The organism is Streptomyces sp. CNB091 (assembly GCF_000377965.1).
Window position 1 is genome coordinate 329,159 of sequence record NZ_KB898995.1, and the last position, 26,744, is coordinate 355,902.

The 26,744-nt window shown below is 73.2% G+C and carries 26 protein-coding genes and 1 riboswitch; of the genes, 13 read left to right on the forward strand and 13 right to left on the reverse strand.

Going from position 1 to position 26,744, the window contains the following annotated elements; translation table 11 throughout:
- Positions 1–317: 317 nt before the first annotated feature.
- A complete protein-coding gene (locus D581_RS0113240; RefSeq protein ID WP_018957696.1) occupies positions 318–1,292 on the forward strand; it encodes an SCO1860 family LAETG-anchored protein in 975 nt (324 codons plus the stop codon).
- A gap of 57 nt (positions 1,293–1,349) precedes the next feature.
- Here the strand turns inward: D581_RS0113240 and cobC are convergent, their stop codons facing one another.
- Positions 1,350–2,960, reverse strand: coding sequence for an Rv2231c family histidinol phosphate aminotransferase CobC (cobC, locus tag D581_RS0113245; RefSeq protein WP_078625808.1), 1,611 nt, complete (start codon positions 2,958–2,960; stop codon positions 1,350–1,352).
- Between the two features lie 163 nt (positions 2,961–3,123).
- Between cobC and D581_RS0113250 the strand changes: the two genes are divergently transcribed.
- Positions 3,124–3,855, forward strand: a complete 732-nt coding sequence (locus D581_RS0113250) for a ZIP family metal transporter (protein WP_018957698.1) — start codon at positions 3,124–3,126, stop codon at positions 3,853–3,855.
- Positions 3,856–3,911: 56 nt separating this feature from the next.
- Here D581_RS0113250 and D581_RS0113255 read toward each other — a convergent pair whose 3' ends face one another.
- From D581_RS0113255 to D581_RS0113285, 7 genes are all read right to left on the reverse strand, one after another.
- A complete protein-coding gene (locus tag D581_RS0113255) occupies positions 3,912–5,264 on the reverse strand; it encodes a cobyrinic acid a,c-diamide synthase CobB (protein WP_018957699.1) in 1,353 nt (450 codons plus the stop codon).
- Positions 5,258–5,857, reverse strand: a complete 600-nt coding sequence (gene cobO / locus D581_RS0113260; RefSeq protein ID WP_018957700.1) for a cob(I)yrinic acid a,c-diamide adenosyltransferase — start codon at positions 5,855–5,857, stop codon at positions 5,258–5,260. The genes D581_RS0113255 and cobO overlap by 7 nt, the downstream gene beginning before the upstream one ends.
- Positions 5,857–7,890: a putative cobaltochelatase gene (locus tag D581_RS0113265; RefSeq protein ID WP_018957701.1), complete on the reverse strand. Its 2,034-nt coding sequence runs from the start codon at positions 7,888–7,890 to the stop codon at positions 5,857–5,859. Before D581_RS0113265 ends, cobO begins: the two co-directional genes overlap by 1 nt.
- Positions 7,887–9,554, reverse strand: coding sequence for a cobyric acid synthase (locus tag D581_RS0113270; protein WP_018957702.1), 1,668 nt, complete (start codon positions 9,552–9,554; stop codon positions 7,887–7,889). Before D581_RS0113270 ends, D581_RS0113265 begins: the two co-directional genes overlap by 4 nt.
- Before the next feature lie 40 nt (positions 9,555–9,594).
- A complete protein-coding gene (locus D581_RS0113275) occupies positions 9,595–10,581 on the reverse strand; it encodes a cobalamin biosynthesis protein (RefSeq protein ID WP_018957703.1) in 987 nt (328 codons plus the stop codon).
- A 138-nt stretch (positions 10,582–10,719) separates the two neighbouring features.
- Positions 10,720–10,849: riboswitch (cobalamin riboswitch) on the reverse strand.
- A 151-nt stretch (positions 10,850–11,000) separates the two neighbouring features.
- On the reverse strand, positions 11,001–11,231 hold the full coding sequence (locus D581_RS0113280; RefSeq protein WP_018957704.1) for a hypothetical protein: 231 nt from the start codon (positions 11,229–11,231) through the stop codon (positions 11,001–11,003).
- Positions 11,232–11,243: 12 nt separating this feature from the next.
- Positions 11,244–12,506, reverse strand: a complete 1,263-nt coding sequence (locus D581_RS0113285; RefSeq protein WP_018957705.1) for an inorganic phosphate transporter — start codon at positions 12,504–12,506, stop codon at positions 11,244–11,246.
- 277 nt (positions 12,507–12,783) lie between these two features.
- On the opposite strand from D581_RS0113285, the gene D581_RS0113290 reads away from it, so the two are divergent.
- The 3 genes from D581_RS0113290 to D581_RS0113300 all read left to right on the forward strand — a co-directional run bounded on the left by D581_RS0113290 (position 12,784) and on the right by D581_RS0113300 (position 16,238).
- Positions 12,784–13,443: a class II aldolase/adducin family protein gene (locus tag D581_RS0113290; protein WP_018957706.1), complete on the forward strand. Its 660-nt coding sequence runs from the start codon at positions 12,784–12,786 to the stop codon at positions 13,441–13,443.
- Positions 13,444–13,576: 133 nt separating this feature from the next.
- Positions 13,577–14,704 (forward strand): alpha/beta fold hydrolase, encoded by a 1,128-nt coding sequence (locus tag D581_RS0113295; RefSeq protein WP_018957707.1) that lies wholly within the window; start codon positions 13,577–13,579, stop codon positions 14,702–14,704.
- 184 nt (positions 14,705–14,888) lie between these two features.
- A complete protein-coding gene (locus D581_RS0113300; RefSeq protein WP_026290475.1) occupies positions 14,889–16,238 on the forward strand; it encodes a hypothetical protein in 1,350 nt (449 codons plus the stop codon).
- Positions 16,239–16,311: 73 nt separating this feature from the next.
- Here the strand turns inward: D581_RS0113300 and D581_RS0113305 are convergent, their stop codons facing one another.
- Positions 16,312–16,722: a VOC family protein gene (locus tag D581_RS0113305; protein WP_018957709.1), complete on the reverse strand. Its 411-nt coding sequence runs from the start codon at positions 16,720–16,722 to the stop codon at positions 16,312–16,314.
- A 300-nt stretch (positions 16,723–17,022) separates the two neighbouring features.
- Between D581_RS0113305 and D581_RS0113310 the strand changes: the two genes are divergently transcribed.
- From D581_RS0113310 to D581_RS0113320, 3 genes are all read left to right on the forward strand, one after another.
- Positions 17,023–18,621 carry an ABC-F family ATP-binding cassette domain-containing protein gene (locus tag D581_RS0113310; protein WP_018957710.1) on the forward strand — a complete coding sequence of 533 codons (1,599 nt, stop codon included), beginning with the start codon at positions 17,023–17,025 and terminating at the stop codon, positions 18,619–18,621.
- Positions 18,622–18,941: 320 nt separating this feature from the next.
- A complete protein-coding gene (locus D581_RS0113315) occupies positions 18,942–19,163 on the forward strand; it encodes a helix-turn-helix domain-containing protein (RefSeq protein WP_006123601.1) in 222 nt (73 codons plus the stop codon).
- Positions 19,164–19,307: 144 nt separating this feature from the next.
- Entirely contained in the window at positions 19,308–20,099 is a 792-nt protein-coding gene (locus D581_RS0113320; protein ID WP_018957711.1) for an enoyl-CoA hydratase/isomerase family protein, read from the forward strand.
- Here D581_RS0113320 and D581_RS0113325 read toward each other — a convergent pair.
- A complete protein-coding gene (locus D581_RS0113325) occupies positions 20,089–20,838 on the reverse strand; it encodes a hypothetical protein (RefSeq protein ID WP_018957712.1) in 750 nt (249 codons plus the stop codon). The genes D581_RS0113320 and D581_RS0113325 overlap by 11 nt on opposite strands.
- A 93-nt stretch (positions 20,839–20,931) precedes the next feature.
- On the opposite strand from D581_RS0113325, the gene D581_RS0113330 reads away from it, so the two are divergent.
- Genes D581_RS0113330 through amaP form a run of 5 tightly spaced genes read left to right on the forward strand, consistent with a single transcriptional unit; the run spans position 20,932 to position 23,251 of the window.
- Positions 20,932–21,402 (forward strand): Asp23/Gls24 family envelope stress response protein, encoded by a 471-nt coding sequence (locus tag D581_RS0113330; protein ID WP_018957713.1) that lies wholly within the window; start codon positions 20,932–20,934, stop codon positions 21,400–21,402.
- A gap of 43 nt (positions 21,403–21,445) precedes the next feature.
- Positions 21,446–21,637: a hypothetical protein gene (locus D581_RS0113335; RefSeq protein WP_012381448.1), complete on the forward strand. Its 192-nt coding sequence runs from the start codon at positions 21,446–21,448 to the stop codon at positions 21,635–21,637.
- Entirely contained in the window at positions 21,634–21,987 is a 354-nt protein-coding gene (locus tag D581_RS0113340) for an Asp23/Gls24 family envelope stress response protein (RefSeq protein WP_018957714.1), read from the forward strand. The genes D581_RS0113335 and D581_RS0113340 overlap by 4 nt, the downstream gene beginning before the upstream one ends.
- Entirely contained in the window at positions 21,984–22,667 is a 684-nt protein-coding gene (locus D581_RS0113345) for a DUF6286 domain-containing protein (RefSeq protein WP_018957715.1), read from the forward strand. The genes D581_RS0113340 and D581_RS0113345 overlap by 4 nt, the downstream gene beginning before the upstream one ends.
- A gap of 5 nt (positions 22,668–22,672) precedes the next feature.
- Entirely contained in the window at positions 22,673–23,251 is a 579-nt protein-coding gene (gene amaP, locus D581_RS0113350) for an alkaline shock response membrane anchor protein AmaP (protein ID WP_018957716.1), read from the forward strand.
- Between the two features lie 36 nt (positions 23,252–23,287).
- On the opposite strand, the gene D581_RS0113355 is transcribed toward amaP, so the two are convergent.
- The 3 genes from D581_RS0113355 to D581_RS0113365 form a co-directional block, all read right to left on the reverse strand.
- On the reverse strand, positions 23,288–24,043 hold the full coding sequence (locus D581_RS0113355; protein WP_018957717.1) for an SDR family oxidoreductase: 756 nt from the start codon (positions 24,041–24,043) through the stop codon (positions 23,288–23,290).
- Positions 24,044–24,047: 4 nt separating this feature from the next.
- Entirely contained in the window at positions 24,048–25,841 is a 1,794-nt protein-coding gene (locus D581_RS0113360; RefSeq protein WP_018957718.1) for a glycoside hydrolase family 15 protein, read from the reverse strand.
- A 66-nt stretch (positions 25,842–25,907) separates the two neighbouring features.
- A complete protein-coding gene (locus tag D581_RS0113365; RefSeq protein ID WP_018957719.1) occupies positions 25,908–26,711 on the reverse strand; it encodes an SURF1 family cytochrome oxidase biogenesis protein in 804 nt (267 codons plus the stop codon).
- Between the last annotated feature and the right edge of the window lie 33 nt (positions 26,712–26,744).

The following is a 26,744-nucleotide window of genomic DNA, read 5'->3' on the forward strand; positions in this document are numbered from 1 at the left end:
GTGATGTGCCGTGTTGACGAGTAGTGACGGACGCGGTCCCGGACTCGTTGACGCACCTCTGCGCACGCTCCGGCGCGAGCGCACTCCGTACGGCTCGCGCCGGGTGAAACGGGTGCAACGGGTGACACCGGCGAACGCCCGTGCCGAAAGATTCGAATATGCGCACGGAAACTCCCCTTTGGGGTGAACTCACGCCAGGTGTCCGTCAGTTCACCCTCAGTGCGTAAAGATTCACGGAGTCGAGGCCACCGGCGCAGGCGATGTCCCCCATTGGACTGTGCCGGTGGCTCCATGTCTCTTGTGGGGGTTCCACCATCTTGAACAGCAATACCTTCCGTCTCGCCGCCCTGGCGGTCGCCGCCGGCCCCGTCGCCCTGCTTGCCGCCGTCCCCGCGCACGCAGCCCCGGCGACGCCCACCACCGGCGGCGAGGGCAGGGCGAGCGCGGTCGTGCTCCGTACCGGGCTCGACGTCTCGCTCCTCAACAAGTCCGTCCAGGTGCCCCTCAAGGTCACGCTCAACGAGGTGACGGCCCCGGCCAGCGCCGAGAAGACCGCGCTCAGCGTGAACGTGGACGGGGTGGGGGGCGGAGCCCCGGTCAGCGTCCTGCGCGCCGACGTGGCCACCGCGAACGCCACCGTCGACGAGCACGGGGCCAAGGGCTACACCAACCTGGCGAAGGCCAGGATCCATGTGCCCGGACTGCCGGCGCTCTCGCTCATCGAGGTCGAGAAGGTCACCTCCAAGGCGGTCTGCGAGACCGGCGAGAAGCCCGTCGCCGAGTCGAACGTGCTCGGCCATGTCGCGGTGCTCGGCAAGAAGGTGACGCTCAGCGCGGGCGGACCGACCCGGGTGGCGGTGCCGGGCGTCGGCGAGGTCTCCCTCGACCTCTCCAAGACGGTCACCACCGAGCGCACGGCGGCCGCGACGGCGCTCCGGCTCAAGGTCTCGGTCAACCCGCTGAATCTCAACGTCGCCGAGGTGGAGGGCGAGGTCACCCTCGCCGAGGCGACCTGCGAGACCCCGAAGGCGCCGAAGCCCGCCGAGAAGCCGAAGACCCCTGAGGAGCCGAAGACCCCCGAGGAGCCCAGCTCTGCGGACGGCGGTTCCACCGGCGGCGACGTGAAGACGCAGACCGGCTCCGACACCGGTACCGCCCCCACCGAGGCCAACCTCGCCGAGACCGGCGGCAGCTCCACCACCCCGTACATCGCGGGCGGAGCGGCCCTGTTGCTGGCCGTCGGCGCGGGCGCGACGGTGCTGGCCCGCAGGCGTGGCAGCAGCCAGAACTGATACGCGTGAGGGGGCGGCGTCCGCACGACGGACGCCGCCCCCGCCCCGCCGGGCCCCTCAGCGCCCCGATCTGGCCGGCAGCGCCTGCACGGCCTGGTCCAGGGCCTGGAGGAAACGATTGGTCGTGGCCCGGTCGCGGACCGCGAGCCGTAGCCACTGCGGCCCCAACCCCGGGAACGTGTCCCCGCGCCGCGCCGCGAAGCCCAGCAGCCGCAACCGCTCGCGGACCTCCGCGGCCCGCTCCAGACGCACCAGGACGAACGGCCCCCGGGCCGCGTCCACCACCTCCACCTCACTGAACTCGGCCAGCCCGGCGAGCAGATGGGCCCGGTCCACCGTGATCCGGTCCGCCGCCTCGGCCGCCTCCACCAGCGCCCTCGGCTCCATGCAGGCCTCCGCCGCCGCCAGCGCCGGGGACGACACCGGCCACAGCGGCTGCGCCTCGGAGAGCAGCGCCACGGTCTCCGGAGCGGCCAGGACATAACCGATCCGCAGCCCGGCGAGCCCCCACGTCTTGGTGAGGCTGCGCAGCACCACGAGCCCCGGGACGTCCGCCCGGTCGCACAGCGCCTCGCGCTCGCCCGGCACGACGTCCATGAACGCCTCGTCGACCACCAGCGTCCGCCCCGGCCGCGCCAACCGCTCCAACAGCGCCGCCGGGTGCAGCACGGACGTCGGGTTCGTCGGGTTGCCGATCACCACGAGGTCCGCCTCCTCGGGCACCGCCTCCGGATCGAGCCGGAACCCGTCCTCGGCGCGCAGCAGCACCCGGCCCACCGCGTGCCCGGCCGCCCGCAGAGCCGCCTCCGGCTCCGTGAACTGAGGATGCACCACGACCGGACAACGGGCCGGCAGGGCCCGGGCGATCAGGACGAACGCCTCGGCCGCGCCCGCCGTCAGCAACACCCGCTCCACCGGCAGCCCGTGCCGGCCGGCGACCGCGGCACGGGCAAAGGACCCGTCCGGGTAGGAGGCCAGAGAGGTGAGCGACGCGGCTATCCGCTCGCGCAGCCACTCCGGGGGAGTGTGGGTACGGACGTTCACGGCGAGATCGGTCAGATTCTCGCCGCGCACCTCCGCGTCGCCGTGGTGGCGCAGGTCGGGCCCTGCGCTCTCGATGTTCCGCGTGGGGGGCGTGGGGGGATTCATGGCAGCCATGGTGAACGGGTGGGAGCCCGACGTCACCGGTGAGGTGGAAGTTTTCCGCCCGGAAACCTGGAAAGTCCCGGCGACCGCCGGAATCCGGCGGGCCACCGCACAGGTCGCCATTCCCCTGCCGACGGCCTTCCCGCCCGGGGCGCGGGTCTTCGGCACCACCAGTTCGTCCGCCTCGATCAGTGCCGCCGCCTCCGCGACCGACGGGGTCCCCACCGCGGCGTCCACCGCGCCCGAGGGGTGCGGCACGCGGACCGCGGCCAGCGCCCCGGCCGGATGGGTCCGCAGCGGCACCCCGAGCCGGGCCGCCGCCCCCACGATCCCCGGCTCGTCCGCCCTGGCGTCGACCGTCGCCACCTCCAGCACGTCCGCCGCGTCCAGTCCCGCCCCGCTGAGCACCGCCTCTATCAGGGCGAACACCACATCGCCGGGGGCGCCCCGGCGTGCGCCGACCCCCACTACCAGACTGCGGGCCCCGGACTCCGGTCCGGTGCCTATGAATGCTCCGGTCATCGGCGGAGTCCTGCCTTTCAGGTCATACGTCCCGGTGGTGCGGGGGAGGAGGTGGTGGAGCCGTTCCGTATACGGAAACGGGCGGTGGGAGGGGTACGGCGGACGCCGCGGGTAAGGACACCCTGAGATGCGGAGAGAGGCCCTGATCGGCTAGCAAGGCCCCATGGCGGTGTTCGTCGCGCTCGGCGCGTTCCTGATGACTCTGGCCGGCGGCTGGGTCGCACAACGCGTCACCGACCGCCGTCACCTGGTGCTCGGCCTCGCGGGCGGGCTGATGCTCGGCGTGGTCGGACTCGACCTCCTGCCGGAGGCGATCGAGGCGGCGGGCACGCCGGTGTTCGGGGTCCCCGCCGCCCTGCTGCTGTTCGTCGGCGGCTTCCTGGCGGCCCATCTGGTGGAGCGGCTGCTCGCCGGACGCCAGGTGGCACACGGGGCGAGCGGCCACCACGGCGACCGCGTGCCGCAGGTGGGGCTGACGGCGGCCGCCGCGATGGTCGTCCACAGTCTGATGGACGGCATCGCGCTGGGCGCCGCCTTCCAGGTCAGCGGCTCCATGGGCGTGGCCGTCGCGCTGGCGGTGATCAGTCATGACTTCGCCGACGGATTCAACACGTACACCCTCACCAGTCTCTACGGGAACGCCCGACGCAAGGCGCTCCTGATGCTGTTCGCGGCTGCCGCGGCACCGGTCGTGGGCGCCGCGACGACGCTGCTGTTCACCCTTCCGGAGGAACTGCTCGGCGGCTATCTCGGCTTCTTCGGCGGAGCGCTGCTCTACCTGGCCGCCGCGGAGATCCTTCCCGAGGCGCACCACACCCATCCCGCCCGCTCCACCCTTCTCTGCACCATCGGGGGCGTGGGCTTCATCTGGCTGGTCGTCGGCATCGCTGAGTGAGCCACGCGTACGCCCGAGCGCCCCGTCACGACGGGCGCGCCCCCCGGACGGTGGGTTCACCGCGCCCGGCAGTGCTCGACGAACCGCCGGGCCACCCCGGGCGACGCGGCCCAGTGGGTGTGCAGATAGCTCGCGTGAACGCCCCGCTGGACGTACCCCTCGACCCGCCGCTGCGGCTGGTGCATGCCCCAGGCGGGCGTGGTCCCCGCCCCGGGCTCCAGCACCGTGCGGTGGAACTCGTGACCGCGCATCCGGGTCCCCGCGACCGCCAGCGCACTGTCCGACACGGCCACCGCCTGGCGGTACCCGAGCGTCAGCCGCTCGGACATCCGTGCTTCGGCGTCCAGCACCCCGCACATGGGCTTCCCGTCCAGCTCCCGCGCCAGGTACAGCAGCCCCGCGCACTCGGCCGCCACCGGGGCGCCGCTCAGGGCCAGTTCCGTGACCGCCCGCCGCAACGGCTCGTTGGCCGACAGCTCGGGGGCGTACATCTCCGGGAACCCGCCGCCGATGACGAGCCCCGCCGTGCCCCCCGGCAGCTTCTCGTCCCGCAGCGGGTCGAAGACCACGACCTCCGCACCGGCCGCCGTCAGCAGCTCGGCGTGTTCCGCGTACGCGAAGGTGAACGCCGCCCCGCCGGCCACGGCCACGACGGGCTTCACCGCGCCGGGACCCTGGGCGTACTCCGGCTCCCACGTCTCGTCCGGCAGCGCCGGCGCCGTCCGGGCCAGCGCCATCAGCGCGTCCAGGTCGCACCCGGCGCGCACCCGCTCGCCCATCGCCGCCACGGCGTCCACCGCTTCGGAGCCCCGCTCGGCCACCGGGACCAGCCCCAGATGGCGCGAGGGCGTCGCCACCTGCGGGGCCCGCCGCAGCACGCCCAGGACCGGCAGCCCCGACTCGTCCAGCGCGTCCCGCAGCAGCGCCTCGTGCCGGTCGGAGGCCACCTTGTTCAGGATCACCCCGCCGATCCGGACCTCGGGGTCCCAGGAGGCGAACCCGTGCACCAGGGCCGCCACCGAACGGGACTGCGAGGAGGCGTCCACCACCAGCACCACGGGGGCGCGCAGCAGCTTCGCCACCTGCGCGGTGGACGCCAGCTCCCCCTGCCCCGAGGCGCCGTCGTACAGCCCCATCACCCCCTCGACCACGGCGAGGTCGCACCCCGCCGACCCGTGCGCGAACAGCGGGGCGATCAGATCCGTCCCGCACATGTACGCGTCGAGATTGCGGCCGGGGCGTCCCGTCGCCAGCGAGTGGTAGCCCGGATCGATGTAGTCCGGCCCCACCTTGTGCGGGGAGACGGCGAGCCCGCGCGCGGCGAAGGCGGCCATCAACCCGGTGGCGACGGTGGTCTTGCCGCTGCCGGAGGCCGGAGCGGCGATGACCAGACGGGGCACGGTCACCACTCGATGCCCCTCTGGCCCTTCTGCCCCGCGTCCATCGGGTGCTTGACCTTCGACATGTCGGTCACCAGGTCGGCGGCCTCGATCAGTTTGTCCGGCGCGTTGCGGCCGGTGATCACCACATGCTGGGTGCCGGGCCGGTTCCGCATCACCTCGACGACCTCGTCCGTGTCGATCCAGCCCCAGTGCAGCGGGTAGGCGAACTCGTCGAGCACGTACAGCTTGTACGTCTCGGCCGCCAGGTCGCGCTTGACCTGCTCCCAGCCCTCGCGGGCCTTCTCCTCGTTGTCGAGCTGACCGTCGCGCTGGACCCAGGACCAGCCCTCGCCCATCTTGTGCCAGTCGACGGTGCCGCCCTCGCCGCTCGCTCCGAGGACCTTCAGCGCGTTCTCCTCGCCGACCTTCCACTTCGCGGACTTCACGAACTGGAACACCCCGATCGGCCAGCCCTGGTTCCAGGCCCGCAACGCGAGCCCGAAGGCGGCCGTCGACTTGCCCTTGCCGATACCGGTGTGGACGAACAGGAGCGGACGGTTGCGCCGCTGACGGGTGGTGAGCCCGTCGTCCGGCACCGATGTCGGCTGTCCCTGCGGCATTAAGCGGCCCTCCCGGCTGCGGTGACGTCCTTGACGAGCCCGGCGATCGAGTCGGCCCGCAGCTCGTCGAGCGTGACGGCGGCGCCTCCCAGTTCCCGGGCCAACTCCCCGGCGAGACCGAGGCGTACGTACCCCGACTCGCAGTCCACGACGACGGATGCCGTCCCCTCCGAGCGGTGCAGCCGTCCGGCCCGCCCCGCGAGCGCCACCGGATCCGGCCCGCCGGTCGCCCGGCCGTCCGTCACCACGACGAGCAGGGGCCGCCGCGACGGATCGCGCAGCCGCTCCACCCGCAGCACGTCATGAGCCTTGAGCAGTCCCGAGGCCAGCGGCGTACGGCCCCCGGTCGGCAGCGACTCCAGACGGGAGGCGGCCGCGTCCACGGACGAGGTCGGCGGCAGCACCACCTCCGCCTCCTTGCCCCGGAAGGTGACCAGCCCGACCTTGTCCCGCCGCTGGTAGGCGTCCAGCAGCAGCGACAGCACGGCCCCCTTGACCGCGCTCATCCGCTGCCGCGCCGCCATCGAGCCCGACGCGTCCACGACGAACAGCACGAGGTTGCCCTCACGCCCCTCCCGGGTCGCCTGCCGCAGATCGTCCCGGCGCACCACGAGCCCCCGCCCCGAGCGCCCGCGCGCCCGCTGGTGCGGGGCGGCGGCCTGCACGGTCGCGGCCAGATGCAGCTTGGTCAGCGACCCCTGCGGGCGGCGGGCGCCGGTCGTACGCCCGTGCTCGGTACGGGCCCGCGAGCGCCGCCCCGCAGCGCCCTCGCCCAGCCCCGGCACGCTGAGCATCTTCGTCCGGAACGGCTCGGCGGACGCCACCGGCTGCTGCTCGGCCCCGGTGGACCGGCCGGGCGTGTCGGGACTGCCCTCGGGAGCCCCGGACGGCGTGTCGTCGTCGTCCGAAGTCCCTGGCGGGGTGCGGTCGCCATCGGCCTGCGGCGGTACGCCACCGCCACCGCCCCCACCGCCATCGGGGCCGGGGTCGGGATCGTCGTCGTTGCTGCCTTGTCCCTCGTCCCCTGCGGCCTCGTCCAGGGTCTGGTCGAGCTTGTCCTCGTCCAGGCCGGGCGCGTCGAACGGGTTGCGGCGACGCCGGTGGGGGAGCGCGAGGAGAGCGGCCTGCCGCACATCGTCGGCGGTGACCTCCTCGCGGCCCGCCCAGGCGGCCAGCGCGGTCGCGGTACGGGCCATCACGATGTCGGCCCGCATCCCGTCGACCTCGAACGCGGCGCAGGTCGCGGCGATCTGCCGCAACACGCCGTCACCGAGTACGACCCGGGGCAGCAGGGCGCGCGCGGCGGCGATGCGCTCCCGCAGGGCGCTCTCCTCCCCGGCCCAGCGCGCGGCGAACCCCTCGGGGTCGTCGTCGTACGCGAGCCTGCGCCGCACCACCTCGACCCGCTCGTCGGTGTCCCGGGAGGCGGCCACCTCGACGGTCAGCCCGAACCGGTCCAGCAACTGCGGGCGCAGCTCGCCCTCTTCCGGGTTCATCGTCCCGACCAGCAGGAAACGTGCCGCGTGCCGTACGGAGACGCCCTCGCGCTCGACGTACGAGGCGCCCATGGCCGCCGCGTCCAGCAGCAGATCCACCAGGTGGTCGTGGAGCAGGTTGACCTCGTCGACGTACAGGATGCCGCGGTGCGCGTCGGCCAGCAGCCCCGGCTCGAACGCCTTCACGCCCTCCGACAGCGCCCGCTCGATGTCCAGCGCCCCCACGAGCCGGTCCTCGGACGCGCCGACAGGCAGCTCCACGGTCCGCGCGGCCCGCGACACACCGACGGCCTCCGCGTGCGGCCCGTCGGGACACGCCGGATCGGGGGAGAGGGGATCGCAGGAGAACCGGCACCCCGGCACGACGGAGACCTCCGGCATGAGGGCGGCGAGCGCGCGCACGGCGGTGGACTTGGCGGTCCCCTTCTCGCCCCGTACGAGCACCCCGCCGACAGCCGGACTGACCGCGTTCAGCAACAGCCCGAGCCGCAGGTCGTCCTGCCCGACGATCGCGGTGAAGGGATACGGCGTACTCACTTGGCCTCCTGGTCGACATGAACAACAGCTGCTTCCCCGAGCCCCCGGGGCGTTGGCCCGGCACAATCAAGCCCCTCCGGCGATTGAGGAGCGGGGTCCGGGGCAGCGCCCCGGCTCGCCGGACCACCCGCACCCGTACCCGCGTCGGCCCCCGGCGAGGCGGGCGCCCCCGGCGGCACGAACGGCAGCCCCGCAGGCGCACCCTCCTCGATCAACCGCCACAACGCGTCCGTGTCCGCGTGCTCCTCCACCAGATCCCCGAGCCGATCCAGCTGCTCCTCCCGCAGCACCCCGAAACTCGTGTCCGGCGCCGGCACGAACCGCCGCCCGGCGGCCCGGGCCACCTCCACCAGGAACCGCCGCCGGAACGCGTCGCTCTCCAGAGACCCGTGCCAGTGCGTCCCCCACACCGCCCCCACCCGGCACCCGTCGAGGAACGGCTCCCCGCCCCGCACATCGGCCACCCCGTGGTGGATCTCGTACCCCTCCACCGGCTCGCCCAGCGCCGAACCGACCGGCCGCGCCAGCGTCTTGTCCCGGTCGAAGCGGACGCGCACCGGCAGCAGCCCGAGCCCGTCCACGACGCCGGCCCGCGACTCCACCTCGTCCTCGATCCGCTCGCCGAGCACCTGGAACCCGCCGCAGATCCCCAGCACCGGCCGGCCCTCCGCGGCCCTCCGCACCAGCGCGTCCGCGAGGCCCCGCTCGCGCAGCCACGTCAGCGCCTTCACCGTGCCGCGCGTCCCGGGCACGATCACCAGGTCCGCGTCGGCCAGCTCCTCCGCCCGGTCCACGAACCGCACGACGACGCCCGGTTCGGCGGCCAGCGCGTCCACATCCGTGAAGTTCGACATCAGCGGCACGGCACAGACCGCCACCCGCAGCACGTCCTCGCCGTGCGGGGGAGCCACGACCGACTCCCGCACCGCACCCCGCAGGGACACCCGCAGACCGTCCTCCTCGTCGATGCCGAGCCCGTGCGCGTACGGCAGCACCCCGTACGTCCGCCGCCCGGTCAGCCCGTACAGCATGTCCAGGCCCGGTTCCAGCAACGAGACGTCGCCCCGGAACTTGTTCACCAGATAGCCCGCGACGAGCGCCTGGTCCTCCGCGCTCAACAGCGCCGTCGTACCGAAGAAGGAAGCGAAGACCCCGCCCCGGTCGATGTCCCCGACCACCAGGACCGGGAACCTCGCGGCCCGCGCGATCCCCATGTTCACGATGTCCGTGCGCCGCAGATTGATCTCGGCCGGGGACCCGGCTCCTTCGCAGATGACCGCGTCGTACGTGGCCCTCAGCTCCTGAAGACAGTCCGTCACCGTCCCGAGCAACGCTTCCTGCCGCCCCCCGTGGTACCCCCGGGCGCTCATCTCTCCCACCGGCCTGCCCATCAGCACGACCTGGCTGGACCGGTCACTGCCGGGTTTCAGCAGCACCGGGTTCATCAGGGCCGTCGGCTCCACCCGGGCGGCCTGCGCCTGCATCGCCTGGGCCCGGCCGATCTCCGCGCCCTGCCGGGTCACGAAGGAGTTCAGGGACATGTTCTGGGCCTTGAAGGGCGCGACCTTCACGCCCCGGCGCACCAGCCACCGGCAGATGCCCGCCGTGACGACGCTCTTGCCCGCGTCCGATGTGGTCCCCGCGACCAGCAGCCCGCCGCTCATGCCCGCTCCCGTTCCCGTACCGCGTTCCGTGCCGGACCGTTCATGACCGCCCCCGACCCCGCTGCCGCCCTGCCAGCGACCGTCGCGCGACCACGCGGCCCGCGACCATCCGCCCCGCCACGCACACGCCGAGGGCCAGCGCGCTCACCCGGCGCGACAGCCGTACCGCGCGTTCGATGTCCGCGCCCCGCACGTCCCGCCCGGACTCCCCGTTCAGCACCGGCCGGTGCTCGACGCGCCCCGCGTACGCCAGGGTCCCGCCCAGCCGCACACCGAGCGCTCCCGCGAACGCGGCCTCCACCGGCCCCGCGTTCGGGCTCGGGTGACGCCCCGCGTCCGCCCTCCAGGCGCGTACGGCCTCCCGGGGCCGCCCGCCGCCCGCCACGGCCAGCGCGGCCGTCAGCCGGGCGCCGGGCCACCCGGCGAGGTCGTCCAGACGGGCCGAGGCCCAGCCGTAACGGCGGTAGCGGGGCGACTTGTGGCCGACCATCGCGTCGAGCGTGTTCACCGCCCGGAAGCCGACGAGCCCCGGCACCCCGCCGATCGCCCCCCACACCAGCGCGCCGACGACGGCGTCCGAGGTGTTCTCGGCGACCGACTCGACGACCGCGCGGGCGATGGCCGGACCGTCCAGGGAGTGGGGATCGCGCCCGCACAGACGCGGCAGGCGCTCCCGTGCCACCTCCAGGTCCCCGGCGGTCAGGGCGCCGCCGATGGCGCGGGCCTCCCGCCCCAGTGACGTCCCGCCGACGACGGACCAGGCGGTGGCGGCGGTCAGCGCGACGGCGAGCGCGGGGCGTCCCCGGACGGCGCGCGCGGTCAGCGCTGCGGCCCCCACGGCGCCTCCGGCGCAGACGAGGGTGTGCAGCGCGCCCCGCCCCCGGCCGTCACGCCACAGCAGGGACTCCACCCGCGCGGCGGCGCGGCCGAACCCGGCGACGGGGTGGCCCCGGCGGGGGTCGCCGAACAGGGCGTCGGCGATCAGCCCGGCCGTGGCGCCGTACGCGAAAACGCGGTCGGCACGCATGGCTCAGCCGGTCGCGGGGAGAGGTGTTCCGGCGCGAGGGCCTGTCGTGGGGGGCACAGGAAGGGGCACACGGCGGCCGGGCATGGCGTATGTCCTCACTCAGGGTCCGCGCCCTGGTACGACGTGACCGGCGACGAGAGTCTCCTGGCTTCCGGATCCGCGGTTCCCCCGGCCTTCCAGCCCACGTGAGCGGGCCGTGACGTTCCGGTGTGGGGGAGCGCTCCCCGGTGACAGTGGCGGGACCGCGCCGGATTCGCACCGGCTTCCTCTGCTGTCGCCGTAAATGGCTCCGGCAGTCCACCACGCCCCGCGAACAGCCGTCAACTCGCTGTTGACCTGCGGGGCTCCACTGTGCGCAGACACACATCGGGCCGGACACACGAGAGTGTGTCCGGCCCGAAGGGGTGCGGGGTACGGGGTCAGGCGACGATCAGGTAGATCCCGTACGTGACCGCGGCCACGCACGCCGCGAAGCAGGCGTACGCGCCGGTGCGCGCCAGCGCGACCGACCCGCCGGCGGCGTTGCTTCCGGCCGTGGCGGACTGCTTGGAGAGGGCGACGATGCCCAGGGTGAAGAGGCCGACCAGCGCGACGGTGACCACAAGGCTGACACCGAAGACGGAGGCGAGAGCTGCCCAGTCGATTTTCATGCGGATCTGTCCTTACACCTTGGCCGGCGGCCGGGCCGGGTCGTCGGGCGCCGAGGCCGGGGCCGGGATGGTGGTTGCGAGGTCGGCGGCCGGGCCGCCGACGGGCGGCGGCTGGACCGCCGCCATGGCGGTGGTGACGACGCCCTGGGGCTCGCCCTCCCCGTCCGTGTCGTTGACGTTGGTGTGGTCGACCGGCTGGCGGCGCGAGGCCAGCCAGATGGCGAACGAACCGCCCACCAGGATGACCGCCGTGACGGCGATGCCCCAGGGGCCCTGCTTGGTCAGGAACTCGGCGCCCGCACCGATCAGACCGGCCGCCGGGAGCGTCAGCCCCCAGGCGACGAACATCCGGGTGGCGGTGGACCAGCGGACCACGCCCCCCTTGCGGCCGAGGCCCGCGCCCATGACGGCACCGGAGCAGGACTGGGTGGTGGAGAGCGAGAAGCCGAGGTGCGAGGAGGCCAGGATGACCGTCGCCGCGCTGGTCTGGGCGGCGAAGCCCTGCGGCGGCTGGAGGTCGGTCAGTCCCTTGCCCATCGTGCGGATGATGCGCCAGCCGCCGAGGTAGGTGCCGAGCGCGATGGCCACACCGGCGGAGACGATGACCCACATGGGCGGGTTGGAGCCGGGGGCCAGGACACCGCTGGTGACGAGCGCCAGGGTGATGATGCCCATCGTCTTCTGGGCGTCGTTGGTGCCGTGGGCGAGCGAGACGAGACCGGCGGAGGCGATCTGTCCGGTCCGGTAGCCCTTGGCGGTCGACTTGAGCTGTCCCTCGTCGGTGACGTTCCGGTTGATCCGGTACGTCAGCCGCGTGGCCAGCATCGCGGCGATACCGGCGACCAGGGGGGCCGCGATCGCGGGCAGCAGCACCTTGGTGACGACGGTGCCGCCGTTGATCGAGGACCAGCCGGCCGACATGACGGCGGCGCCGATCAGTCCGCCGAACAGGGCGTGGGAGGAGCTGGAGGGCAGGCCGACCAGCCAGGTCAGGAGGTTCCACAGGATGGCGCCGACGAGCGCCGCGAAGATGACCTCGGTTCTGATGCCGTCTTCGTTGACGATCCCGCCGGAGATCGTCTTGGCGACCTCCACCGACAGGAACGCGCCGATCAGGTTGAGAACGGCGGACATCGCCACCGCTGTCTTGGGCTTCAGAGCGCCGGTCGAGATGGTCGTAGCCATCGCGTTGGCGGTGTCGTGGAAACCGTTCGTGAAATCGAACACGAGAGCTGTCACGACCACAATCGCAAGCAGCAGCGTGATGTGTTCCATTTACCCAGGCAATCGTTCGACGTCAGTGGCACATGGACCGTAGGCAACCTGGATGAACGGAAGATGAACTGGGCAGGGCGCTGCGGTGACTCCAAACGGAGTGCGCTCCCTCCGCTTGTGTCCGGGAGGGGCCGCATGGTGCCTGTGGGGCGGGGCGTGGGCTGCTCTTTGCCACTGGATGGCGAACATTTTGAACGGCTGTTCGGCACTCGGAAGAGACCTCCGTCACCTCTCATGTGACGTTCCGGTTGCGCCTCTTGACCCCTACGCTCGCCCCATGAGCGAGCAGCACTCGGAATCCGTCGGCCGGACCTGGCTGGACGTCGTCGCGACCGCCCGCCGCAGCGCGGCGGACGGCCTGGTCGTCGGCACCTCGGGCAACGTGTCGGCCCGCGTCGGCGACCTGGTCCTGGTCACGCCCAGCGGGGTGCCCTACGACCGGCTCGGACCCCACGACGCGGTCGGCGTGGATCTGGAAGGCCGCCAGGTCCTCGGCGACCTCGGTCCGACCAGCGAACTCCCCCTCCACCTGGCCGTCTACCGCTCCACCGACGCCGCCGCCGTGGTGCACACCCACGCCGTGCACGCCACCGCCGTCTCCACCCTCGTCACCGAGGTGCCGCTCGTCCACTACGCCGCCGCCCTCCTCGGCGGCCCCGTCCGCACCGCCGCCTACGCCCGCTACGGCACCCCGGAACTGGCCGAGGCCATGCTCGGCGCCCTGGAGGGCCGCACCGGCTGTCTGCTGGCCAACCACGGCACCGTCACCTACGGCGACACGCTCGACCGGGCCTATGAGCGCACCGCCCAACTGGAGTGGCTCTGCCGCCTCTGGCTCACCGCGAGCTCCCTACCCGGCCGCACCCCGTCCCTGCTCGACGCGGCCCAGCTGGCCGAGGCGACGGAAGCCCTCAAGGGATACGGCCAGCCCGGCTGACCCCCGTCTGCCTCCGAGCACCCCCGTGGACCACCGGGGCCCGGGCCACGGCCCCGGACCGGCCCCGGCCCGCGTCCGACCCGGACGGCCCCGCCCACTGGCAGCCCGCCTCCCGCCCCACGACACTGAAGCGGTGCGCCCGGTAACCGCGACGGCAACGGCCGTCACCACGATCCTCGGCGTCGGTGCGACAGCGGTCGCGGCCGGCCGGTACGCCAGCGACGTCGCCCTCAGAGCGACGCCCGGACGTCCCCTCCCCGCCGACCGCAGACTCACCGTGCACGCCACGGCGGCCGGACAGGTCACCCTGACCCGGTCCTTCTCGGCGCTCAGGCCCGGCACCTACGGCCTGTCCGGGCCCGGCGTCCACGCGGTCGTCGGGCCCGTCGTCGAAGGGGCCTCCCAGGCCGCCGACACCGTCGTCCGCAGGCTGGAGAGCGTCGGCCGGGGACTCCTCGAACCGGGCGCGAAAGTGCGGCTCACCCCCGCGCTGTACGACGGCGACCCGAGCGGTGACCTCGGCCTGGACCACCAGGAGGTCGAGATCCCCGGCGAGCTGGGCACCCTGCCCGCCTGGTACGTCCCCGGCGCCCGCGACACCTGGGTCATCACCGTGCACGGCCTCGGCACCACCCGGGCCCACCCCATGAACCTGATGGGGTTCCTCCACGAACAGAGCTTCCCCGTGCTCGACCTCGCCCACCGGGGCGACCCCGGAGCCCCCCGCCCCGCGGACGGCCTCAGCCACTTCGGCGCCTCCGAGTGGCGCGACCTCGACGCCGCCGTCCGCTGGGCCCTGCGCCACGGGGCCCGCAACGTGATCGTCCACGGCTGGTCCACCGGCGCCACCATGGCCCTGTACGCCGCGGTCGAGTCCCCGCTCCGCGACCGGATCAGCGGCCTCGTCCTCGACTCCCCGGTGCTGGACTGGCAGGTCACCCTGCGCGCCCTGGCCGCGGCCCGCGGGGTCCCGGCCGCCCTCCTGCCGCTCGCCGTCCGCGCCGCCCAGGGCAGGACCGGGATGAACGCCGCCGCGCTGCTGGAGACCTCGGCGCCCGCCTCCCTGCGCACCCCGACCCTGATCCTGCACGGCCCGGACGACACCATCGCCCCCTGGGCCGCCTCCCGCGAGCTCGCCGCCCGCCGCCCGGACGTGGTCAGTCTCCACGCCGTGCCGCAGGCTCCGCATGCGTCGATGTGGAACGCCGGCCCGGCCCGCTACGAGGAGACCCTGCGACGCTTTCTCACCCCCCTGATGTGAGCCGATGGGGTGAACTCTCCCGCTTGCCGCCGCACCGGGGGAACCTTTCCCGTACCGGCGAAACGCCTTCCGTTTGGGCTTTCGGGCCGTCAGGGGCAAGACTGCTCCCGTGACGTCCCGTACTCCGCGCGACTCCAGGCTGCGACTTGTCCGCCCGCGACCCCTCGCCACCGCCCGCAAGGCCGTGACGACCCGGCGCACCAGGCCGGCTCCCCGGCCCCCCGAGGGCACCCCGCCCCGTACGGAACTGGCGCGCCAGGCCAGGACGGTGCTCGCCGACGCCGTACGCATCGCCCACTGGGCGGCGGGCACGCCGGGGCCGGGCACCGCCGCCCCGCTCGCGGCCCACGCCCTCGAACGGGCGGCCACCGCTCTGGAACTCTCCCCGGCGCAGGTCCGCGCCGGCTGGGACCGGGCCCGGCTGGCCGGACTGATCGAACTGCACGGCGACACCGCCCGCCCCGGCTGGCGGCTGCGCGCCTGGGACCGGGACGACTCCGCCGTCCTGCGCGGCTGGGTGGCGCTCTTCGACGCCTGGTCGCTCGTCCACGCCGCACCCGCGGACATCGAGGCGGGGGCGGTCGCCGAAGCCGTCGAGGCCGTGCCCCAGGTGCTCTCCCTCCTCCAGCTCTCCGCGGGGCCCGTCACCGTCCCCGCCCTGCTGGACCTCCTCGGGCAGCGCGTCGCCGAACTCCAGGAGGAGCGCTGCGAAGTGCCCCTGGGGCCCGGCAGAACCGCGCCCGCCGCCCCGGCGGAGACCCCCGCCCGGGCAGCGACGGCCGAGAACGGCGCCGGACCCGCCCGGAGCGCCGACCTCAACGCCCTGCTGCTCGACTGGGCCCTGGAGGGCCTCGCCGCCGTCGGGGCGCTGACGCTCGGCAAAGGGCACGCCACCCTCACCCCGCTCGGCAACTGGGCGGTCTGGGTCAAGCTGGAACAGATCTGCGTCGCCGCCCAGAGCCCGGCCGGAAACATCGAGCAGTCCGCCGCCGACATGCTCCTCGGCTGCGCCCGGCTCACCCCCGGCCCGGCCCGCGCCGAATACCGCGCCTGGCTCGCCGCCCGCACCGTCGGCAGCGCCGTCGCCGAACTGCTGGCCGTCGCCCGGGGCGAGGACGCGCTGCTGCGCGGACTGGCCTTCGAGGCGCTGAGGGTCGTCGGCGCCCCCGCCGAACCCGAGGTCCGGGCCGTGCTCGCCGAACCCTCGCTGCGGCCCTACGCGCTGCTCTGGCTCGCCGAGTACGAGGGCAACGACCCGGACGACGCCCCGGACGTCCTCAGCCGTGAGGAGGCCACCTGGCTCTGGGTCGACACCGCGGCGGCCGTCGCCGATCACGGCGAGACCGCGCTGCTGGTGCGCCACCTCGACTCCGCGGTCCAGGGCACCGTCCCGGCCCTGCTCGACGAGGTCAGGGCCGTCGGCCACCCGCGCACCGTCCAGGTCCTGGTCGCCCTGGCCGCGGCGCACCCGGACCCGGCCCTGGCCAAGGCGGTCCGCCGGGCCGCCTTCCAGGTGCACACCGGAGGAGCCTGACCCGGGGCCCGGGCGGCCCCCGGGCCCCGCACGGAACCCGACCGCCGCCGCGCCGGGGAGCCGCCCGGCCCGCTCAGCCGGACCCCGGGGCGTACGTCCCGAAGCTCCACACGTTGCCCTCGGCGTCCCGCGCCATGTAGTCCCGGGAGCCGTAGTCCTGGTCGGTCGGCTCCATGAGGATCTCCACGCCGAACTTCTTGGCGCGGGCACAGTGCTCGTCCACCTCGTCCACCACCACGTACACCCCCGCCGGGCCCGCGCCCGTCATCGCCCGCGCGAACACTCCTTCGCGCCCCTTGGAGCCGAGCATCACCCTGCCGTTGCCGCAGGACAGCTCGGCATGCAGCACACTGCCGTTCTCCCCTTCGTAGACCGCCTCCTCGGTGAAGCCGAGGCCCTGCGTCAGCGTCCTGATCGCCGCCTTCGCGTCGTCGTACAGGATCGTCGGGTAGATCGTGGGAACGCCGCTCGCCCCGCCTGTCATCGCACTCACCTCTCCCGGTGTCGCGCCTGCCGTCCGGACCACATGGATGTGATCTGCGTCTCAGTCTGCCACCGGGTGCTGACAACGCCCTCCGGGATCCGGTCCTCGCCGACCGCCGCCGCGTCCAGGTGGGTGCCGCCCCGAGCCGGATATCGAACGGTTCGTCCCGACGAGCACGCGGAAAAGAAGTTGCGCACCGCCAGTAGAATGGGCCGTATGGCTTTCCTCCTTGTGCATTAGCGGCGTCGAGAGACCTCCGCCCTCGTCCCTCCGCCGTCCAAACTGCCCTGGAGTTTTTCCGTGATCACCGCTTCCGGCATCGAGCTGCGCGCCGGCGCCCGCATCCTCATCGAGTCCGCCTCCTTCCGTATCGCCAAGGGCGACCGCATCGGCCTCGTCGGCCGCAACGGAGCGGGCAAGACCACCCTCACCAAGTGCCTCGCGGGCGAGGGCACGCCCGCCGGGGGCACCATCACCAGGTCCGGCGAGGTGGGCTACCTCCCGCAGGACCCGCGCACCGGCGACCTCGACATCCTCGCCCGCGACCGGATCCTCTCCGCCCGCGGCCTCGACGCGATCCTGCGCAAGATGCGCGAGAACGAGGACCGGATGGCGAACGGGCAGGGCGCCACCCGCGAGAAGGCCATGAAGAAGTACGAGCGCCTGGAGACGGAGTTCCTCACCAAGGGCGGATACGCCGCCGAGGCCGAGGCCGCCACCATCGCCGCCGCGCTCAGCCTGCCCGACCGGGTCCTCGGCCAGCCCCTGCACACGCTCTCCGGTGGTCAGCGCCGCCGTGTCGAGCTGGCCCGGATCCTCTTCTCGGACGCCGACACCCTGCTCCTGGACGAACCGACCAACCACCTCGACGCCGACTCCATCGTCTGGCTGCGCGACTACCTCAAGTCCTACCGCGGCGGCTTCATCGTGATCTCCCACGATGTCGACCTGGTCGAGACGGTCGTCAACAAGGTGTTCTACCTCGACGCCAACCGCTCCCAGATCGACGTCTACAACATGGGCTGGAAGCTCTACCAGCAGCAGCGCGAGGCCGACGAGAAGCGCCGCAAGCGCGAGCGCCAGAACGCCGAGAAGAAGGCCGCGACCCTCAACGCGCAGGCCGACAAGATGCGCGCCAAGGCCACCAAGACGGTCGCCGCCCAGAACATGGCCAAGCGCGCCGACCGGCTGCTCTCCGGTCTGGAGGCCGTCCGGGTCTCCGACAAGGTCGCCAAGCTGCGCTTCCCCGACCCCTCGCCCTGCGGCAAGACCCCGCTGATGGCGGAGGGCCTCTCCAAGTCGTACGGCTCGCTGGAGATCTTCACCGACGTCGACCTCGCCATCGACAAGGGCTCCCGCGTCGTCATCCTCGGCCTCAACGGCGCCGGCAAGACCACGCTGCTCCGCCTGCTCGGCGGCGCCGAGAAGCCCGACACCGGCGAGATCATCGAGGGTCACGGGCTCAAGCTCGGGTACTACGCCCAGGAGCACGAGACTCTCGACCCGGAGCGCACGGTCCTGGAGAACATGCGCTCCGCCGCCCCCGACCTCGACCTCGTGGCCGTCCGCAAGACGCTCGGCTCCTTCCTCTTCTCCGGCGACGACGTCGACAAGCCCGCGGGCGTGCTCTCCGGCGGCGAGAAGACCCGGCTCGCCCTCGCGACCCTGGTCGTCTCCTCCGCCAACGTGCTCCTGCTCGACGAGCCGACGAACAACCTCGACCCCGCCAGCCGCGAGGAAATCCTCGGCGCGCTGCGCACCTACAAGGGCGCGGTCGTCCTCGTCACCCACGACGAGGGCGCCGTCGAGGCGCTCCAGCCGGAGCGGATCATCCTGCTCCCGGACGGTGTCGAGGACCTCTGGGGAGCGGACTACCGCGACCTCGTCGCCCTCGCCTGATCCACCGGGGATGGATCATTCGGCCTACGCGTGATCCATCATCTGCGTGAGGACGTCTCGTACTCCGGTGCTGCGCCCGGCGCTCACCCGTCGTGCGCCCCCTTTCCGGTCGCCCTTCCCCGTAGGGTCCTGACCTGGCTGTTCTCCTGCCGGTCCGGGCCGTGCACCCTCGCGCGCCATGGGGAATCGAGGATTCCGCTCGCGCCGACGCGCTTCGCGTCGGGGAAACCGCTCGCACCGACCTTGCCGAATGGGTGGCCAGGAAGCGCGGGAGGGGTGATCATGAGAGTCCAGAGCGCACTTCCCATGAGGAGGCACGGGTGGCCGAGACTCTGAAGAAGGGCAGCCGGGTAACCGGCGCCGCGCGTGACAAGCTCGCGGCAGACCTGAAGAAGAAGTACGACTCCGGTGCGAGCATCCGGGCGCTGGCCGAGGAAACCGGCCGCTCCTACGGGTTCGTCCACCGGATGCTCAGTGAATCCGGAGTGACGCTGCGAGGACGCGGCGGCGCGACACGGGGCAAGAAGGCCGCTTCGGCCTGAGGCCTCTGCGTTTCGGTGTCTTCGGCGTCATTCGGGCCCAACGGAATTCGGGGTGACCACCCGGCCGACCGCAAGGTCGTCCGGGTGGTTACTGTTCAGTCACTTCATACCGAGTGCTGACTGCACCCCATCCGGAGGCGCCCCATGACCTCGCTCGACACTGTGCTCGACAAGGACGGTGTACGGCTCACCGTCGACGACGCCGTCGCCACGGTGACGCTCACCAACCCGGCCAAGCGCAACGCTCAGTCTCCCGCTCTGTGGCGGGCGTTGACCGAGGCCGGAAGGGCGCTGCCGGGCACGGTCCGGGTCGTGGTGCTCCGCGGAGAGGGCATGTCCTTCTCCGCGGGCCTCGACCGGCAGGCCTTCACTCCCGAGGGCTTCGACGGCGAGCCGTCGTTCCTCGACATGGCGCGCGGCCCGGAGGCCGAGCTCGACGCGATCATCGCCGAGTACCAGGAGGCGTTCACCTGGTGGCGCCGCAACGACCTGGTGTCGATCGCGGCGGTCCAGGGCCACGCCATCGGCGCCGGCTTCCAGCTCGCCCTCGCCTGCGATCTGCGGATCGTCGCCGAGGACGTGCAGTTCGCCATGCGCGAGACCAGCCTCGGCCTCGTTCCCGACCTCACGGGCACCCATCCCCTGGTGCACCTCGTGGGGTATGCCCGCGCGCTCGAAATCTGCGCCACCGGCCGCTTCGTGCACGCCGAGGAGGCCGAGCGCACCGGCCTCGCCAACCTCGTCGTCCCCGCCGACCAGCTCGACGCGGCGGCGCGCGACCTGGCCGGGGCCCTGGTCGCGGCACCCCGCGACGCCGTCGTCGAGACCAAGGCCCTCCTCGCCGGCGCGCTCTCGCGCGACTACGAGGAGCAGCGCGTCGCCGAGCGGGCCGCCCAGGGCCGCCGACTCCGCGACCTGGCGGGCATCACCGACTGACCACCTCCGTGACCAGCACCGACACCGGAAGCCGCTCCGCCGCGGCCGCCGCCACCGCCGTGCGCACGGACCGGGCGACATCCAGCGCCCGATGGTCCCCTGCCGTCGCCACCTCGACCCGCACATGGTCGCGGGCGGTGTGCACCGGGTCGCCCAGGACCCGGGTCAGCGAGACGACCCCCGGCACCCCGGCGGCAGCCGCCGCCACCGGCCCCTCCGGCTTCGCGCCCGGGGCCGGCGGCGCTGTCTCCGCGGCCGCCGTCACCTGATCGGTCGCACCGTCCTCCAGCAATGCAGTGACCGTCAGGTCCACCTCGGCGATCTCCAGACCCAGCCGGGCGGCGGCGGCCGTGAGCAGCGCCGCGCGCAGGGCCGCCGCGGTGTCGGGCAGCGGCCGGTCGGGGGTGGTCGAGAACTCCGCCTCGATCCGCAGCGGTACCGACGGCAGCGCGTTCGGCGGAGCCGGGGGCGGCGCCGGGTCCGCAGGCCCCTGCGACGCGTCGCGGCCGCCTCCGGCCACAGCCGCCTCCACCGCCGCCTCCGTCGGGCCGATCCGCAGTTTCCCCAGCACCGTCCCGGGGCGGGCCGTCGCCCCGCGCAGCACCGCGGCGGCAGCCGTCTCGGCGATCCACGCGCCGTCCGCCGGGCCGCCCAGCGGCAGCAGTCTGCCCAGGCCCAGCCGTTGCCGTACCGCGGCGGTCCATCCGTCGTCCCTCTGCGGGTCCCGCGCTGTTGTCATCGCCCCAGCCTGCCGCATCCACGGCGCGGGATGGCGAAAGCGCACTTAACGTGGGCAAGGAAGTCCAACCCTGTCCCGAAGGGAAGATCGGCGATGACTGAGAGCTCCCAGCGCAACAACCCCGACAGCGGCCCGGGCGGCAAGAACCTCGGCAAGCGCGGCGGCGGTGACCCCGGTACCCGGGGCCGCACCACCATCGCCGACGGCGTCGTCGAGAAGATCGCCGGAATGGCGGCACGCGACGTGGCCGGTGTCCACGCGATGGGCAGCGGCCTGTCGAGGACGTTCGGCGCCGTCCGCGACCGGGTCCCCGGCGGCGGCAAGTCCGTCACCCGCGGTGTGAAGGCGGAGGTCGGCGAGTCCCAGGCGGCCCTCGACCTGGAGATCGTCGTCGAGTACGGCGTGTCCATCTCCGACGTGGCCCGCGACGTGCGCGAGAACGTCGTCGCCGCCGTGGAGCGCATGACCGGACTCGAAGTCGTCGAGGTCAACATCGCGGTCAGCGACGTCAAGCTGCCCGACGAGGAGGACGACGAGGACGAGTCCGAACAGCGGGTCCAGTAGCCCTTCCGTACCTCCGTCGCATGCCAGTTGAGGAGAAAACACGATGAGCATGGCTGTCGCCGGTCTGTTGGCCGGCATGGCGCTCGGGTTCGCCGGGTACTTCGGCGGTTTCGGAGCCTTCGTACTGGTGGCCGCGCTGGGTGCGGTCGGCTTCATCGCCGGCCGCTTCCTGGACGGCGACCTGGAGCCCGGCGACTTCTTCCGGAGTCGCGAGCGCGGCGACCGGCGACGGTGACGGCGGTGACCGGCCGGGTCGCCGCCGGGATACGGGGCGAGACCCGGATCGCCGACCGCGTCGTCGCCAAGATCGCCGCCCAGGCGGCGACGGAGGCGATCGACGAACCGCCCGCGGACGGGGCGTCACCGCGTGCCACGGTCACCGTGCACCGCGACGCCGCCCGGGTCCGCGTCAGCCTGGAGCTGGGCTATCCCAGCGACATCGGCAGCCAGTGCGGCGCCGTACGCCGCCGGGTCGCCCAGCGGGTCAAGGCACTGGCAGGCATGGAGGTGCCCGAGGTGGCCGTGCAGGTCGAGCGGCTGCACCCCGCCGGAGCGAGCGCCGCCGCACAGGGGAGGATCCGATGACCGAACCCCGTGAACCGACCGGCTCCACCCGGCGGATGCCCACTGTCGGACAGGACGACGCCGACGCGCGCACGCCTGACCCGGACACGACGGCCGACGCCCGCGAACCGGTCCCCACCCTGGAGCGGGGCGACAGCGCCGCCGGCCGCTTCTGGTCCGCCCGCCGCGTCCCGGCCGCCCTGCTCGCCCTCGTACTCCTGGGCGGGGCCGGGCTGCTGCTCTACGACATCGCCGCCGTACGGGCCGACCACCCGGCCATGGGGTGGCGTCGCTCCCTCGCCGACGGACTGGCCGAACAGCGGCTGGACGATGTCGCGGTGCTCATCGGAGCCGGGGTGGCGGCTCTGATCGGACTCTGGCTGATCCTGCTCGCCCTCACCCCCGGACTGCGCGACCTGCTGCCGATGCGTCGCGACCGCGCGGACGTCCGGGGCGGACTCGACCGCACCGCCGCCGCACTGGTCCTGCGGGACCGGTCCGTGGAGGTGTCCGGCGTGCAGTCCGTGCGGGTCAGGATGGGACGGCGGAAGGCGAAGGTGCGCGCGCTCTCCCACTTCCGGGACCTCGACGACGTGCGGACCGACCTGGACGCCGTGCTGGAGAAGACCGTCCGGGAACTGGGCCTGGCGCGTCCGCCGGCCCTCTCCGTCCAGGTGCACCGACCGGCGAAGAAGGGATGAGCCGCATGCGCTCCACCGTCAACCGGGTCCTGCTGGCCCTGGCCGGGCTGGTGCTGGTCGTCGTCGCCGGTGCGGTGCTCGCCGCCGGCCTCGGCGCCTCCGTGCCGTCCTGGTGGCCCTGGGACGGCAAGACCGACGTGCTGCTCAGCGCGGCCGACCGGCAGCGCTGGCGCGACGACGGCTGGTGGTGGCCGACGGTGATCGCCGTCCTCGCCGTCCTCGTGGTCCTCGCCCTGTGGTGGTTCCTCGCCCAGCTCCGCCGCGGCCGGCTCGCCGACGTACTGGTCGACAGCGGCGACGGCGAAGGGGCACAGCTGCGGGGCCGCGCCCTGGAGGGCGTCCTCGCCGGGGAGGCGGAGGCACTGGACGGGGTGGCCCGCGCCCAGGCGATGCTGACCGGCCGCCGCACCGCGCCCCGGGCCCGGATCCGCCTGCTGATGGAAGCGCACGCCGCGCCCCTGGGGACGCTGAACGCGGTCGCCGACGGGGCGCTGGCGCACGCACGCGACTCGGCCGGTCTGGACGAACTCCCCGCGGAGGTGCGCCTCAGGGCCGTCAAGCACCGCCCCGAGCGGGTGTCCTGACGGCCTTTCACGGCGCCTGGGGAGCTGGTGGGCGAGTCAGAAGCCGCGCCGTGCTCCGCCGTCGACCGGGACCATGATTCCCGTCAGGTACGAGGCGGCGGGGGAGAGCAGGAAGGCAGCGGTCCTCCCGAACTCCTCGGGCGTTCCGTAGCGCCGCAGAGGGATCCGCGCCTCGTTCGCGGTGCGGGCGGCCTCCGCGTCGCCGGACAGGGCGTCCAGTTCGCGGACCCGGTCCGTGTCGATCCGGGCCGGCAGCACGCCCACCACCCGGATGCCGCGCGGACCCAGCTCGTCGGCCAGCGACTTGGCGAAGCCGGCGAGACCGGGGCGCAGCCCGTTGGAGATGGTCAGCCCCGCGATCGGCTCATGGACCGATCCCGAGAGCACGAAGCCGATCACGCCGCCCTCGCCGAGCGCGGCCGCGGCCGTCCGGGCGAGACGTACCGCTCCCAGGAACACCGTCTCGAACGCCGTCTGCCACTGGTCGTCCGTGTTGTCCGCGAGGAAGCCGGGGGCGGGACCGCCGACGCTGATGAGGATGCCGTCGAGCCGTCCGAAGCGTTCCCGCGCCGTGTCCACCAGGCGCTGAGCGGCGCTCGGGTCGGCGTTGTCGGCGGCGAGCCCGACCGCGTCCGGGCCCAGCTCGGCGGCGGCCTCCGCGACGGACTTCTCGTCCCGTCCGGTGATGATCAGTTTCGCGCCGTCGGCGGCCAGGGAGCGGGCCGTGGCGTTGCCGAGGCCCCGGGTCGCTCCGGTGACGATGTAGACGCGGTCCTTCAGTCCAAGATCCATGGCCCTATCCTGCCGGGTCCTCCCCGGCCAGGTCGACAGCGGAGTTCACCAGACCGATATGGCTGAAGGCCTGCGGGAAGTTGCCCAGCTGCCGCCCCGCCGCCACGCCGTACTCCTCGGCCAGCAGGCCCACGTCGTTGCGCAGCTCCAGCAGATGCTCGAACAGCTCCCGCGCCTCGTCCGGCCTGCCGATCCGCTGCAACGCGTCCACCAGCCAGAACGAGCAGGCCAGGAACGCCCCCTCGTCGCCCGGCAGTCCGTCCACGGAGACGCCCTGGGTGCTGTAGCGACGGACCAGCCCGTCGCTGCCCAGCTCGGCGCGGACCGCGTCCACCGTGCCGGTCACCCGCGGGTCGTCCGGCGGCAGGAACCCGGTCCGCACGATGAGCAACGTCGAGGCGTCCAGCTCCCGTGACCCGTAGGACTGGGTGAAGGTGTTCCGCTCGGGGTCGTACCCCTTCTCGCAGACCTCGGCGTGCACGGCGTCCCGCATCGCCCGCCAGCGGTCGGCGTCGCCGGGCAGTTCGGGATTCTCCTCCAGCGAGCGCACCGCCCGGTCGGCGGCGACCCAGGCCATCACCTTGGAGTGCACGAAGTGCCGCCTGGGGCCGCGGATCTCCCACAGACCCTCGTCCGGCTCGCGCCAGGTCGACTCCAGGAAGCCGAGCAGGCTGAGCTGGAGGTTCCAGGCGTGCGGCTTGTCGTCGAGACCGGCTACGCGGGCGAGCCGGAGCGCGTCGATGACCTCGCCGTACACATCGAGCTGACGCTGACGGACCGCCGCGTTGCCGATGCGCACGGGCCGGGAGTGCTCGTACCCGGCGAGCCAGGGCAGCTCCATCTCGGGAAGCCGCCGCTCGCCCGCCAGCCCGTACATGATCTGGAGGTCGGCCGGGTCCCCGGCGACGGCCCGCAGCAGCCAGTCCCGCCAGGCCTCCGCCTCCTCCAGATAGCCGGCCGAGACCAGCGCGCCGAGGGTCAGTGTGGCGTCCCGCAGCCAGCAGTAGCGGTAGTCCCAGTTCCGTACACCACCGATCTCCTCCGGGAGGGAGGTGGTCGGGGCCGCCACGATGCCGCCCGTCGGGCCGTACGTCAGCGCCTTCAGGGTGATCAGGGAGCGCAGCACGGCATCGCGGTAGGGGCCTTCGTAGGTGCAGGCGCCGGTCCACTTCGCCCAGTCGTGGAGGGTGTGCTTCAGCGCCTTGCGCGGGTCGATCAGCTTCGGGCGCGGCGCGTGCGAGGGGTGCCAGGTCAGCACGAACGCGACGCTCTCGCCCTCGGCGACGGTGAACGAGGAGCAGGTGCTGAACTGCTGGCCCCATGTCTTGACCGGCGGTTCGCTGCGCAGCCAGACGGAGTCGGGTCCTGCGACCGCCACCCGGTGGCCGTGCGAACGCCGCACCCAGGGCACCACCGAACCGAAGTCGAAGCGCAGCCGCAGGACCGAACTCATGTCGACGGTGCCGCTGACGCCCTCGACGATCCGCATCAGGTCCGGCGACCTGTCGCGCTGCGGCATGAAGTCGATGACCTTCACCGTGCCGGTCCGCGTCTCCCAGTACGTCTCCAGGACCAGGGAGTCACCCGCGTACCCGCGCCGGGTGCAGGTGTCCGAGGTGCCCGCCCCCTTGGGCGCGATGCGCCAGTGGCCGTTCTCCTCGGTGCCGAGCAGGGCGGCGAAGCAGGCCCCGGAGTCGAAGCGGGGCAGGCAGAGCCAGTCGACGGAACCGTTCCTGCCGACGAGCGCGGCGGTCTGGAGATCGCCGATCAGGGCGTAGTCCTCGATGCGTGGGGTCACGCCTGGCGTTTTCCCGAACCGGGCCCTTGTCAACCAGCCATCGGGCCCGCGGGTTCGCCGAAGCCCTCAGGCGCTCGCCGGTTCGGGCTGTCCGGGGGCGTCGGCCGTCGCGTTCTCGGCCGCGGCCTGCTCGCGGTCGCGCTTCTCACGGCGTACGAGAATGATCCAGCCGACCGGGACGGCGGCGACGAACAGCCACCACTGGACGGCGTAGGCCATGTGCGGGCCGATCGAGCTGTCGTCGGGGGAGGCGATCTGCTCGGGCAGATCACCGGTCGGGCGGGGCGCGGTCTGCTCGATGTACCCGCCGAGGACCGTCCGGGACAGCAGCTGGGACTGCTGGTCGCTGTTGATCAGCATCACCTGCCGGTCCGGCAGCCCCGCCAGGTCCTTGATGCCGCTGCTGCCGGTCGTCTCGTCCGCCTTGAGGCGGCCGGCGACGGTCACTTCGCCGCGGGGCGCGGGCGGCACGTCGGGGAAGGCGGTCTGGTTGGGCGCGGCCGGGACCCAGCCGCGGTTGACCAGGACGGTGCCGCCGCCCTTGAGGTCCAGCGGGGTCAGGACATGGACGCCGATGCGGTCGTCGTCCGACGTCCGGCGGCGGACGACCACCTCGTGCTCGGTGTCGAACGTCCCCGTCGCGCTGACCGCCCGCCAGTAGTCCGAGCGCGGGACGGTGTGCCCGGGAGAGGTGAGCTCGGAGACCGGGACCGGCTCCGCGTCGAGGTTCCGCGTGATCAGCGCGTTCTGCTCGACCCGGTGTCCGTGCTTGTGGAACTGCCAGAAACCCAGCTCGATCATCGTCGGAATCAGCGCGAGGCCGAGCAGGGTGAGGATCACCCACTGCCGGGTCAACAGGAAGCGGTACACCCCATGACCGTACAACCGGGGTCATGGGGTGCG

Coding starts and splice junctions, on each gene's coding strand:
- cobC (WP_078625808.1), bottom strand. CDS start 2,960: ATGACCGGAGCATTCATAGGCACCGGACCGGAGTCCGGGGCCCGCAGT.
- D581_RS0113250 (WP_018957698.1), top strand. CDS start 3,124: ATGGCGGTGTTCGTCGCGCTCGGCGCGTTCCTGATGACTCTGGCCGGC.
- cobO (WP_018957700.1), bottom strand. CDS start 5,857: ATGCCGCAGGGACAGCCGACATCGGTGCCGGACGACGGGCTCACCACC.
- D581_RS0113270 (WP_018957702.1), bottom strand. CDS start 9,554: ATGAGCGGCGGGCTGCTGGTCGCGGGGACCACATCGGACGCGGGCAAG.
- D581_RS0113275 (WP_018957703.1), bottom strand. CDS start 10,581: ATGCGTGCCGACCGCGTTTTCGCGTACGGCGCCACGGCCGGGCTGATC.
- D581_RS0113280 (WP_018957704.1), bottom strand. CDS start 11,231: ATGAAAATCGACTGGGCAGCTCTCGCCTCCGTCTTCGGTGTCAGCCTT.
- D581_RS0113285 (WP_018957705.1), bottom strand. CDS start 12,506: ATGGAACACATCACGCTGCTGCTTGCGATTGTGGTCGTGACAGCTCTC.
- D581_RS0113290 (WP_018957706.1), top strand. CDS start 12,784: ATGAGCGAGCAGCACTCGGAATCCGTCGGCCGGACCTGGCTGGACGTC.
- D581_RS0113305 (WP_018957709.1), bottom strand. CDS start 16,722: ATGACAGGCGGGGCGAGCGGCGTTCCCACGATCTACCCGACGATCCTG.
- D581_RS0113320 (WP_018957711.1), top strand. CDS start 19,308: ATGACCTCGCTCGACACTGTGCTCGACAAGGACGGTGTACGGCTCACC.
- D581_RS0113325 (WP_018957712.1), bottom strand. CDS start 20,838: ATGACAACAGCGCGGGACCCGCAGAGGGACGACGGATGGACCGCCGCG.
- D581_RS0113330 (WP_018957713.1), top strand. CDS start 20,932: ATGACTGAGAGCTCCCAGCGCAACAACCCCGACAGCGGCCCGGGCGGC.
- D581_RS0113335 (WP_012381448.1), top strand. CDS start 21,446: ATGAGCATGGCTGTCGCCGGTCTGTTGGCCGGCATGGCGCTCGGGTTC.
- D581_RS0113345 (WP_018957715.1), top strand. CDS start 21,984: ATGACCGAACCCCGTGAACCGACCGGCTCCACCCGGCGGATGCCCACT.
- amaP (WP_018957716.1), top strand. CDS start 22,673: ATGCGCTCCACCGTCAACCGGGTCCTGCTGGCCCTGGCCGGGCTGGTG.
- D581_RS0113355 (WP_018957717.1), bottom strand. CDS start 24,043: ATGGATCTTGGACTGAAGGACCGCGTCTACATCGTCACCGGAGCGACC.